Origin of the sequence: Peribacillus faecalis (assembly GCF_014712675.1) — a bacterium.
In the GTDB taxonomy this organism is placed as follows: Bacteria; Bacillota; Bacilli; order Bacillales; family DSM-1321; genus Bacillus_AD; species Bacillus_AD faecalis.
Map to the genome: position 1 here is coordinate 19245 of NZ_JACXSI010000004.1, position 12059 is coordinate 31303.

The following is a 12059-nucleotide window of genomic DNA, read 5'->3' on the forward strand; positions in this document are numbered from 1 at the left end:
TTTCATACATCTAACCCCTGTTTCTCGTACACAATCACTGAACAAAATCGGCATTCGTCATGAAAACCGAATCATTCAAATTAAGCAACTTTCTCAACTCATTGCTGACAGTTTTTAAACTTTCTTCTTCTGGAATATAATAATCAGAACCATCGACTCGCCTATTCTCACCTTCAATTTCTATCGATTGAATCGAGAATCCGTCAGACTGTATATACTTTTTTTGAAGCGCCAATATTTCATTTGCCGACAAATTCACCTGAATATTTCCGCCTAATACTTCTGTAATTTTGCCAACTTTAAAAAGCGTGCCGGCAGAAATGGCCTGATCAATTGTTGCTTTTACAAACTGCCCTTGCCTTTCTTCCCTTGGATAAATAGCGTTTTCCGGACGTTTTCTCATTCTGACAAAAGCAAGTGCTTCTTCACCGGATAGTTGCTGCTTTCCTTTTTCAAATTCAATTATTTCATTCGTATAAAAGTTCTCTTCCCAAAACGGTTCCTTCACATCAATATTCACACCACCAAGTGCATCGACAATATCACGAAAACCGTTGAAATTCATCACTATATAATAATCAATCGGCACATTAATTAACTTTTCCACTGTTTCAAGTTGCAGTTTTACATCTCCATATCCGGATATCGACCCAAACGTATAAGCAGAATTAATTTTCTGTATACCGGAAAATTCACCGGCATTCTCTAAATGAATTCTCGTATCCCTTGGAATTGTGACCATATGAATCTCGTTTGACTTCGGGTCCATCGTCATAACAATAAGTGTATCGGCACGGCCATTTTCCCCGTTTGTTGCATAATCTTCGATACCCATCAGCAAAATTGAAACCGGATCATCGCTGAAAGATACAGCCTCATTCCTGAGCTGTGATTTGTTATCTTTCCTCTCTAGTTGAACGGTTGATTGATCTAATGCTTCTGACACTTTTATATACACATACACGCCATAAGTTAAAATCATAATCATTAAAACAGACAGACAAACGAAAAACCACTTCCAAAATGTTTTTGTCGATTTATTTTTTTTCATATTATATCGTGTTTCAAACATTGTCATTTTCACTTCCTAAAAAGTTAATATTTACACAATTCTACAGTAATTAACAATTACAGTCTATGATTTTCGAATAAGCGGCTGAATAAGAACTGACATTGGAGACAATCTAATTGTAAAGGAGAGATAATAATGAGCAGAGGAAAAAATTTCAAACACAAAACAAAAGGACATCCCGGCAACTTTCCTAAAAATGCAGTCGTAGAAGGAAAAGACCATACTCAATATGGAAAACCGGTAGCCAATATACTTCCAGAGGAAACTTTCAAAAACCGTGTAGAAGAGGAATAAAAATATGCCGGGCTCAATTTTGAGCCCAGCTCCTTATTATATTAATTTCAAACCAATCACGGCTCCTAAAATCATTACAATGCACAAAACCCGCTTCCAATCTTTTGACTCTCCATACACCATCATTCCTATAATTGCACTTCCTGATGCGCCAATGCCGGTCCAAATGGCATAAGTCGTGCCCATCGGCAAAAATTTCATTGCATATGCAAGAAAGAAAAAGCTTGCACCGAATGCGGTAATCAACAGAACTACAGACTGCCAGTTGCGATTTTTATTGACGACGTTAATCATCGTCACGCCAACCATTTCAAAAATTCCAGCTAATATTAATGACACCCAAGCCATTATGCCTTCTCCCCTTCCTTTTCCGGCTGAGATGACAGAAGCTTTAAGCCCGTTACACCTGATAAAATAACCACAATCAGTGCGATTATTCCGAATTTAAACGGTTCGACGAACAATATGATTTCCGCTAGCACAGTTCCTGCCGTACCTAACCCGACAAATACAGCATATACCGTGCCAACCGGCAGCTTGCGACCGGCGATGATCATTAAATAAAAACTTACGAAAATAGCTACAGCCGTACCAACCCAGCTCCAAAAATCATCTGCATGCTTGAGACCGATCACCCAGCACACTTCAAATACAGCCGCAATCAATACTTTCAACCAATCAGTACGCATTTAAATACCTCCTTATTAGAAAAAACGTCACCGGTCTTTTTTCATTTATGAATCCGTCTCTTGAGTTTACTTCAATGAAAATGAGACATGCGGTAACCGAAAAGTGGAAGCGGCCCGTTCAGTCCCGACTTGCATAAGACGAATCACGTAGGAAATTGTAAAGTTCCCGGAGCGATTTCGCCGCTGTGACTCTCATCCGCAAGAACCTCGCACAAGAAACCCGAATTTGGTTTCTTGAGTAGGATGGCTTAGGCCCGAGCATGGGAGGTGTAAGGTTAGACAGACATCTAAGTTCAAAAATTTTTTTCTTGTTTTGTAAAACCGTCACCGATCCTTTTTGATGAAGCGCAATTCCTATACTAAGATGACAATTCGAGGTGATTACCGTCATAATTGTTTCTCCAATTAACTCTGGATCCCCCACGCTCTTAATTTACATGCCCGACTCTCACGCTTGCACCACGACTTTCAAGATGTACGCCACCGCTCTCAAATTCACCGCAACGACTCTCAAAATGTACGCCACCGCTCTCAAATTTCGCACCACGACTCTCAAAATGTGCGTCACCGCTCTCAAATTCACCGCGACGACTCTCAAAATGTGCGTCACCGCTCTCAAATTCACCGCGACGACTCTCAAAATGTGCGTCACCGCTCTCAAATTCACCGCAACGACTCTCAAAATGTGCGTCACCGCTCTCAAATTCACCGCAACGACTCTCAAATCCCCGCGCACCGCTCCCAAAGACTTTACCCACAACCCAAAACAAGCCTTTCAGTCACAAATTGTGCAGTTATACAGTGAAAAAGCGAAGAATTGAATAAAAAACCAGCCATTTAGCGGGATTATTCATAGAAGTTGCTCCAATTCTGCTCGTATATAAGTATTTTTGTGTAATCATTGGACGCTCACAACCGTGATTGCTTCTTCTTGGGAGGTGATTGCGCCTTCCTGTAGCAACGTTGCTGTGACTCTCATCCGTTTCGCACAAGAAACCCGATCTTGGTTTCTTGAACGGGATGACTTAGGACCAAGCATGGCAGGTGTAAGGTTAGACAGCCATCTAAGTTCAAAAATATTTTCTTCTTGTTTTGTAAAACCGGTACCGGTCTTTTGCTTCTCAGTAAATATCTGCCCGTAAAACGGGCAGTTTTAGTTTCGCCCTAGAAGGGCACTTCACCAACAAGCCCCTAAAGGGACCTCTAAATTGACCGTCAACCGTTTACTGTTCTATTTATCTTTGAATGGGTCAACATATTCTCGTTTGCTCATGTTGTCTCGCAGCTGATCCTCTAGTTCTTGTTCGCGTATGTATTTTGCGACTGTCTTTTCGTTCAAGCCTACCGTACTGGCATAGTAGCCCTTTGCCCAAAAAGTTCGATTCCCGTGATTATATTTCAAGTTCGCATGTCTATCATGGATCATTAACGAGCTTTTCCCTTTTAGATAGCCCATGAAGTAGGATACAGACATCTTTGGCGGTATCTTGACTAACATATGAATATGATCTGGCATCGCATGCGCTTCTATTATTTCTACATCTTTCATTTCACATAGTCTTCTTAATATCGCACCTATGTCCCTTCTTAATTTTCCGTACACTATTTTTCTTCTGTATTTCGGAATGAATACGATGTGATACTTACAATTCCAACGTGTATGTGATAAACTATTGTCACTCGACATGAGTAAAAGCTCCTTTCGTTACTTGAAGTTGGTTTGACGGCCATCTTTTATTATAACGAAAGGAGCTTTTTTCTGTTACAACTCTAGAAGTTTCGTTTGCACACACGCATAGCGTGTGGTTTAAAAAGACTAATAAAAAAGCCTGAGAGATGTCTGAATATCAGAATCTCCCAGGCTTTTATCCTTCCGTGACACAACAACGCTGCTGTGAGTTTTCTCTCGGACCAGACCAATTTTGCGGAACCCTAGAAAACATTTGCTTATATTTACTTGGCTTCTATTATACTCTAATTCTCATAATATTCAACTTTAAACGAAGGGAATAATTACGCCGCCATACACAAAAGCAAACACGATGACGAATGCCGGGTGTATCTTCCATTTGCCAAGAGCCAATAGCGCGATTGCGGCCAAAATAAGCGAATGAATCCAACCAATTGACTCGAAAGCATCAGCTGCTAAATTGTACGTCAGCAGTACCATCATAATCGCGATGACCGGCTGCACCAGCAGCGACATCCCTTTCACAACAGGCGATTGCTTGAAGCGATTCAGCACTTTCAACAGCAAAATCAGCACAACCGCTGAAGGAACGACAGTTGCCACTAGAGCTGCAATAACACCGGGCCAACCGACTACATCAAAGCCGACAAAGGCTGCTATTTTTGTCGCAATCGGACCGGGAAGCGAATTCCCAATCGCAAGCATACTGGAAAAATCATCGTTTCCCATCCAGTCATTTCGTGTAACGATTTGGTCATACATGAGAGGAATTGAAGCCGGACCACCGCCATAACCAAGAAGATTGGCGATGAAAAATGCTAAAAATATAGACCATATGCCTGCTAACATTACGCCGACTCACCTCGTTTCACGTCATTCTTCTTATGTAAAAGCTTACTCTTCCATTTAAAATGAAACGCTCCATAGAATAAAAAGATGACGATTACAATGCCGGGATGCAGAGCAATTGTCTGCAAAAGCAAAAACGAAATCGCAAAAAGTAAAATGCCCATTACCCAACCGAGACCTTTAACCGCCTTTTCAGCAAATTCATAAGCCATCTGCCCAAGCATAACAGCAACGACCGGAATAACCGCACCAATCATACTTTGCACAACAGCTGAGCTGCTAAGCGCTCCGATAAAAGCACCAAGAAATACAATTGCAAAGCATGATGGCAAAATGTGCGCCATCACACTGACCGCTGCCCCGCTCCATCCCTTTACTCGATAACCTAAATATGCGGCCATCTTCGTCGCAATCGGACCGGGAAGCGTATTGGCAATTGCCAATATTTCACCGAATTCCTCATCATCTACCCATTGATACCGGGATACAGACTCATGCCGGATAAGAGGAATAACGGAAGGTCCCCCTCCAAATCCTAAAATACCGGTTCTGCACATCCCGATTATTATTTGCTTGTAACTCATGTTTCTCCTCCCACTGCCCTTGTTCACCATGCATCAATACTAATTCAATTCTCATACCATTTTTTCCTACTTGTGAGTAAAAATTTAAGCAAACCTTTACCGACCCTGACCCTTTCATTATTCTCCTCAACTCCTATGGAAAAGTCGACATGCAGGAATCGAAATGAAGATGCATCCTCCAGTATGTAAGGAACGGCGACCAGGGGCGCTGCGTCCGTGAATGGCTTCGTTGCTGTGACTCTTAACCTTAGAGCCCCCAGGCAACTGCAGGGATAAATAATGAGCTCAAAAATTTATCTTTAACTGCCGCGATACACTTGGTATCCCCAAGGCGAGACTAATAACGGCACATGATAATGTTGCTCGGGGCTGGCGACACCGAATTGGACCGTCACTTCTTCCAAAAAAGATGGCTCCGGAAGATCGACAGCCTGTTTACGGAAATAATCGCCAACATGAAAGATAAGCTGATAGGTTCCTATTTTCAGAGCATTCTGCCCGAGAAAAGCTTCATCCAGGCGACCGTCCCTATTGGTGGTCCGGCTCGCAATATACTTCATTTCACCGGACGACATTTTGCCATAGAGCTCGATTTTCACATCAGAAGCCGGCTTTCCATTCATTAAATCCAGTATATGAGTCGTTAGTCCGTTCATGCCTCTTACTCCTTTTTCAAATCTTCGTGCGTTACCGTGAACAGCTGAAAGCCATATGGCGGCCTCGGCTCAGTATATACTTTGCCATCACGCTCCGGTATTTCATCGACAATCGTATCCCACGTATGATTTTGCGATTCAAATGTCACTTGCAGCAGCTGCGGAAATCTGTTCAAAATAGTACAGCCGATTTCGTACAGCAAATATTGAATGGACGGTGTTTCCGTATTATGGAAAACGGAAGTCGCAATGTCGATGATTTGCTCGGCAGCCACATAGCTTTCCGGATTGTCACCGAACGCATCAGCTTGCTCCTTGTACACCCAATGCAAATTTAAATATACAAATAACGGACGGTTGGTATCTTCCGGCAAGGTAGTATATTCATCTCGGACAAAACCGACAAATGAATTACCGCTTACCTTAATCAACTGCAGATCCAATATCGAGCTGCTTTGTTCGGTAATTGCGGGTCCATCTGCTGTACGGATTATTTCAATGGAGGAGCGTGAGCGTTCATTTCTCGATTTGCGGAATACTAAATTGCTGGCTTTCAAAGTATCTTCCGAGAACTCGGACATTACGTCAAACGGAATATCCTCAGCCAAAATGGAGACATAATCAATTTGTGGGTATTTTGCCAGAAACGCTTCTGACACATAGTTAGTGAAGCCTTCTAAAGTGGAGCCATCGTAGGAAGCAAGATGCCTTTGAATAAAATTTTTCATTGAGTCTGTAGCGACAACAAGTGAATTATCGCCTTCCACGAACGAAGGGATGAAGGCTTCACCGCCGATTTTCACTTTTACATTCGTGCCAAAAATGATATTATGTCGCCCTTTAAACATCGATTCCGGAATTTCCGTAATCCCGGAAAGCGGCTTCGCATATGTCCGGTACGCAAACACATCACCTTTACCATAATAAACATGTTTTTCAGTCAGTTTGTTCTCCATCTTCATTTCCCCCTTTTATATAATTCTTTCTTCTATTCTAAACTTAGCAATCTGATAAATTTGCTTGAGTGCCGTTTGGAACTCTGACCTGGGATCTTGCTTCAGCCTTGCAATCATCGCTTCATAAATTTCTTGTTTATTTTTTCCGCGCACAGCTAAGATGAAAGGATATCCGAACTTTTTCATATACTGTTCATTCGCTTGAAGGAAAAGATTATATTCATCTTCTGTCAAACCTTGTAGACCAGCCTGTTGCTGTTCATTCGTTGAATAACCACTCATTTGCACGCGGTCACCTAAGTTCGGATGGTTGTTAATCAACTTCAGTTTGCAGTCATTGTCAGATTTTCTAACAATCGCAACCATATATTCATATAAAGCTAACTTAGATGGAAACGGCCTAACTGCAGCCGCTTCTCGTGCAACCCAGGATGACTTTTCAAAAATCTCGCCGAGCGCATCGGTAAACTGCTCCTCACTTGCATGATTCAGCCATTCCATCGTGTACACATTAAGCACCCCGTTTCACGTTTTAACCATTTCCGGCTGTAATGACAGCTCCGGTTCAACTTCTTTTTTATCAGATAAGACCAAATTTAAGATAATTGCCGCTAAACTTCCGGTAATGATTCCATCCGAGAACAAAATTCGGACAGCTGACGGTAAGACAGCAAACAACTCAGGGACAACTGTAGCGCCGAGTCCCAGCGAAACAGAACAAGCAATAATCAGCAAATTGTTATGATCGGACAAATCCACTGACTTAATCATATTTATGCCGGATGAAACGACCATGCCAAACATAACGACTGTCGCACCACCAAATACTGCTGTCGGAACGCTCGCAGCAAGCGCAGCTATCTTAGGCACAAGCCCGAGACCAATCAAAATGAAACCGGCATAAATCGTCACTTTCGTTTTTCTGATGCCTGACAATTGCACAAGCCCTACATTTTGCGCAAATGTATTGTATGGAAAAGCATTGAAGATGCCGCCGAGAATAAAGGCGATTCCTTCCGCACGATATCCTTTAGCAAAATCGTTCTCTTTCAAATCCTTACCGGTGATTTTCCCTAATGCAAGAAAAGCTCCGGTCGATTCAACGACAACGACTGTAGCCACAATCAGCATCGTAATGATCGGAACGATTTCAAATGTCGGCGTTCCGAAATAAAATGGTGTCGGCATATGAAGCCATGAAGCTTCCCTTACTTCTGTAAAGTCCACTTTCCCCATAAAGGCTGCTGTAATTGTACCAACAATAATGCCGAGCAATACAGCCAGCGAACGCATAAAACCTTTGAAAAAGCGGTTCAAAAACAAGATGAAGAATAAAACACCGAAAGAGAGAATTAAGTTTTCCGCTGAAGCGAATTCAGGACTGTTTGCGCCTCCGCCCATGTTTTTCACACCGGTTGGAATAAGCGATAGCCCGATGATGATGACAACTGTGCCGGTTACAATCGGAGGGAATAATTTGATTAGCTTTCCGAATAGGCCGGAACAAAAGATGAGAAAAAGTCCGGCAACAATAATCGATCCGTATATTGCCGTTACGCCATAGGATTGACCAATTGCAATCATTGGGGTGACGGCAACAAATGAAGTGCCTAATACGACTGGCAAGCCGATGCCGAAATATTTATTGCCCCATGACTGCAAAATTGTCGCAATACCGCATGTCAGCAAATCAATGGCAATTAAGTAGGCCAACTGTTTGGTTGTAAATCCTAAAGCACCTCCCACAATAATCGGCACTAAAATTGCACCTGCATACATCGCTAACACATGCTGCAATCCTAATGACCACATTTTCGGCTTACTCACTTTCCCCTCCAAAACAACGCCTCCTTTACCTAATGTTAGAAAACTTTACTTGAATTTGTTATCTATAATTACATCATAAAAAGAATTGAAAATGATGTCATTAGGCAACTTAGACAATTGTTTAATAAATTTCTAGTTAAAGTGGCTAATTCAATAATGATTTGATTTTTAAAGCTAAACGAATCCGCAATGCCATCTCACTATCTTTTATATTTCCGCCGAGTATATCCTCACATTTTTCCAGACGATAGACGACTGTATTGCGATGAACATATAAGCGCTTTGCCGTCTCCGATATTTGGCACTGTGTATCCAAATAAACAGACAAAGTCTGCAGCAACGTCTGCTCTTCCTCCTTACCGACCGACTCGAAGCCTCTTAATGTATAGGCGTAAAAACTTCTCAAATCCTCTTGCGGCACCGCCCGTAGCAGTTCGATGATATCTTTCATCCGATATGATTGAATAAATTGCCTTTTCTTCGAAAGCATTCCATCTTTCAAAGCCGCCTCCGCTTCTTTATAAGCATTCGGCACGTACAATAAATTTTGACATAAACTACTGACACCAAATGAAATCGTATCATTATAATAAGCTGATATTTTTTGCTGAATTTCCTGAAGAACAAGCTCGAACAAATTATTGACCTCTTGTGAAAAATGAGGGATTTCATATAATAGGATGCACTGCTCGCCTTTCGTAAAAAAATGAATCGGCGACTTCGAATCTATCAACTCTTCTTCGATAAATTCAAAAATCAGCTCAATCTTTTGCTGGTGCTGTTTATACGTCACAGTTGCTTCAATCATGTCCAGTTTGCCGACAGAACAAATATATTTATAGCTATGATTCAATGAAAATTCCTTCGCACGATTTATAATTTCCGTTTCAGTAGAAAAGGTTCCTTCAAGAAAATGATAGAAGAAATCGTTACGGACACTTCTATTAAATTGATTCAGAGCTGTTTCCTTCATCATCGCAAATGACAGTACGTTAGCTGCCTGTTCAATAATTAAAGAGTTTAGCCGGTCTTCGTCTTTAATTTCTCCGGAAACAAGCAAATAGCCGATCCGTTTTTCACTCATGTAAACCGGAAATGCCGTAAATGTCTGTTTTGTCGCTAAAATTGTAAATGAGAACTTCATCGGATGAACAGGAAATGTGTAGCCCTGTTTTTGTAATGAGCTTAAAAAGGAAAATAGTTTTGTTTGAGTCGTTGAGTAAGAGAGAGGCTTCAAATGTTGGTTAATTAGCATAATATGGTGCCCGATCATATCAGAGAGGTTAGACAGCAATTTATCAGTGCCTTTTCCTCGCATAATCAATTGCGTAAACTGTTTATGTATTTCCATAGCGTACGTTAATTCATCAGTTCGCTGATCCAAAATCGCCCGCAAGCTTTGAAAGACAATTTCACCAAGCGAAAGCGAGGCAGGAATTTCAATGAGCGGCAATCCTAGCTCGTCTGCCGCCGCAAATACCTCAGGGGGAATTTCATTCAAATATCGTTTCGTTTTGACACCTAGCGCAGCACATTTTTTCTCCGCCATCGTCACGACAAGCTGTTTCAGCATCATCGGCTCATCTTTGAAATGATAGGCAGTCGTAATCAAAAATTCATTCGGCTTCAAATACGGGATAATGTCAGGCGCATCCATCATATTGACAGTTTCCACATCGCGTTCACAGCCTTTTCCCCCCGCTAAAATTTTCATTTCGTTTAAAGATGGGACTTGCAAAACATCTATTACTTTCACCTTATTCACCTCAGTAATTTTTTCCATATTTTTCATCAATCATAACATAATTAGTGAAGTTGCACGAAAATAATTCAGAAAATGCACATATATGCCAATGAAGTTTTTCGAAATAGTCAGTAAGATAATACTACAATGATTAATGTTAGAATTTATGACATGAGAAAACCAACACCTGTCCTTTCGGTAAAGCACATACTCAAAAATTTGCAGACATATACAGATTATCACTATCTTACATATGCTGCAGATCAAAGGAGACATGCGGGAACTAAAAAAGTGTAAGTGGCCCGCAAGTAAGGACAACTGAGAGCGCTACATCCGCATATCTTCGTCGCTGCGACCTACATACTGTAGGCCTCAAACAAGGCAGGTGTACAGTTAGACAGTCATCTTCGTTCTAAAATGGATTCTTTTATTTTGTAAAGAAAGAGAGGAGGGACAAAATGGCTATGCGAATAAAAAAAGAGAGTGCTTCGGAAATGATCGAGTGGCTCGCTTCTTACGGAAAGACTAAGGAAGACGGCGTAACAAGACTTTTATATTCACCAACGTGGGTAGAAGCACAACATGCTTTAAAAGGGAAAATGGAAAAAACCGGACTTCAAGCCTATTTTGATTGCGTGGGAAATTTATTCGGTCGCCTGCCCGGAAGCGACAGCGACAGCAATACGATTTTAACCGGCTCGCACATTGATACCGTTGTCGAAGGAGGAAAATATGACGGCGCATACGGAATCATCGCTAGCCTTCTCGCAGTCGAAAATTTGATTAAACTTTACGGAACGCCGAAGAAAACAATCGAAGTTGTCTCGTTTTGCGAGGAGGAAGGGAGTCGCTTCCCGATTACATTTTGGGGTTCACGCAATATAACGAATTTGTATAGTCTCGAGGATGCCGCTTATTTAACAGATTGCGACGGCATTCCGCTATTGCAGGCGATGAGAGAGGCAGGATTCGACGATGCACTCTATTCTCCCCCTGCCCGCTCCGATATCGAAGCATTTATCGAGGTACATATAGAGCAAGGTATCGTTCTGGAACGAAATAAGAAATCAATCGGTATCGTCAGCCACATCGTCGGGCAGCGCCGCTTTAATATTACGATTAACGGCGAAAGCAATCATGCCGGGACAACCCCGATGGCCTATCGGAAAGATGCAGTTGCACTGGCAGCTGATTTCATCCATTTCACAACTAATCTTGCCAACGAAGAAACTGATTTAGTTGCCACATTCGGAAAATTAATCGCCAAACCAAATGTGCCGAATGTAATCGCTGATGAAGTACAATTGAGCCTTGATATTCGCCATTATGATGACGTACAGCTTGATCAGTTTTGCGAACATATTTTTTCTTATCTCAAAGAAAAAACCTCCAACTCTGATTTCCAAGTGACTGTGACAAAATGGATGGATGTCAAACCAATAGCCATGAATGAAGATATAAACCATCATATCGAAGACATTACTGAGCGCAACCGCATTCCTTATCAGTATATCGTCAGCGGTGCAGGTCATGATTCACAAGTATTCGGTTCTGTTTGCCCAACCGCTCTTCTGTTCGTTCCAAGTGTTGCCGGCTTTAGCCATTCTCCGAAGGAATATACGAAACTAGAAGACTTAGAAACAGGTATTGATGTTTTAACGGAACTTCTATACAAATTAGCTTATTAAAGGAGTGAAA

General features: G+C 41.6%; 12 protein-coding genes, 1 pseudogene and 1 riboswitch. Of the genes and pseudogenes, 2 read left to right on the top strand and 11 right to left on the bottom strand.

Annotated elements, in window-relative coordinates:
• Window positions 1–34: 34 nt before the first annotated feature.
• Entirely contained in the window at window positions 35–1078 is a 1044-nt protein-coding gene (locus tag IEO70_RS02440) for an LCP family protein (protein ID WP_235973462.1), read from the bottom strand.
• Between the two features lie 129 nt (window positions 1079–1207).
• Here IEO70_RS02440 and IEO70_RS02445 point away from each other — a divergent pair, with 129 nt between their 5' ends.
• On the top strand, window positions 1208–1366 hold the full coding sequence (locus IEO70_RS02445; RefSeq protein WP_190996758.1) for a hypothetical protein: 159 nt from the start codon (window positions 1208–1210) through the stop codon (window positions 1364–1366).
• A 36-nt stretch (window positions 1367–1402) separates the two neighbouring features.
• Here IEO70_RS02445 and IEO70_RS02450 read toward each other — a convergent pair whose 3' ends face one another.
• The 10 genes and pseudogenes from IEO70_RS02450 to IEO70_RS02495 form a co-directional block, all read right to left on the bottom strand.
• Window positions 1403–1714, bottom strand: a complete 312-nt coding sequence (locus IEO70_RS02450) for a DMT family transporter (RefSeq protein ID WP_190996759.1) — start codon at window positions 1712–1714, stop codon at window positions 1403–1405.
• Entirely contained in the window at window positions 1714–2055 is a 342-nt protein-coding gene (locus IEO70_RS02455; protein ID WP_190996760.1) for a DMT family transporter, read from the bottom strand. The genes IEO70_RS02450 and IEO70_RS02455 overlap by 1 nt, the downstream gene beginning before the upstream one ends.
• Window positions 2056–2483: 428 nt before the next feature.
• A complete protein-coding gene (locus IEO70_RS02460; RefSeq protein WP_190996761.1) occupies window positions 2484–2813 on the bottom strand; it encodes a hypothetical protein in 330 nt (109 codons plus the stop codon).
• 473 nt (window positions 2814–3286) lie between these two features.
• Window positions 3287–3742, bottom strand: coding sequence for an IS200/IS605 family transposase (gene tnpA, locus IEO70_RS02465; RefSeq protein WP_190996762.1), 456 nt, complete (start codon window positions 3740–3742; stop codon window positions 3287–3289).
• Between the two features lie 165 nt (window positions 3743–3907).
• A riboswitch (guanidine-I (ykkC/yxkD leader) is annotated at window positions 3908–4002 on the bottom strand.
• Window positions 4003–4051: 49 nt separating this feature from the next.
• On the bottom strand, window positions 4052–4594 hold the full coding sequence (locus IEO70_RS02470; protein ID WP_190996763.1) for a chromate transporter: 543 nt from the start codon (window positions 4592–4594) through the stop codon (window positions 4052–4054).
• Entirely contained in the window at window positions 4594–5178 is a 585-nt protein-coding gene (locus IEO70_RS02475) for a chromate transporter (RefSeq protein WP_190996764.1), read from the bottom strand. The genes IEO70_RS02470 and IEO70_RS02475 overlap by 1 nt, the downstream gene beginning before the upstream one ends.
• A gap of 299 nt (window positions 5179–5477) precedes the next feature.
• Window positions 5478–5834, bottom strand: coding sequence for a hydroxyisourate hydrolase (uraH, locus tag IEO70_RS02480; RefSeq protein WP_190996765.1), 357 nt, complete (start codon window positions 5832–5834; stop codon window positions 5478–5480).
• A gap of 5 nt (window positions 5835–5839) precedes the next feature.
• Window positions 5840–7300 (bottom strand): annotated as a pseudogene (gene pucL / locus IEO70_RS02485) (factor-independent urate hydroxylase).
• 15 nt (window positions 7301–7315) lie between these two features.
• A complete protein-coding gene (locus tag IEO70_RS02490; protein ID WP_190996820.1) occupies window positions 7316–8602 on the bottom strand; it encodes a nucleobase:cation symporter-2 family protein in 1287 nt (428 codons plus the stop codon).
• A gap of 160 nt (window positions 8603–8762) precedes the next feature.
• Entirely contained in the window at window positions 8763–10400 is a 1638-nt protein-coding gene (locus IEO70_RS02495) for a PucR family transcriptional regulator (RefSeq protein ID WP_206711473.1), read from the bottom strand.
• A gap of 419 nt (window positions 10401–10819) precedes the next feature.
• Between IEO70_RS02495 and allC the strand changes: the two genes are divergently transcribed.
• The gene (gene allC / locus IEO70_RS02500; RefSeq protein ID WP_235973463.1) at window positions 10820–12049 is read left to right on the top strand and encodes an allantoate deiminase; all 1230 of its coding nucleotides are present in this window, start codon (window positions 10820–10822) and stop codon (window positions 12047–12049) included.
• The last annotated feature ends 10 nt before the right edge of the window (window positions 12050–12059 follow it).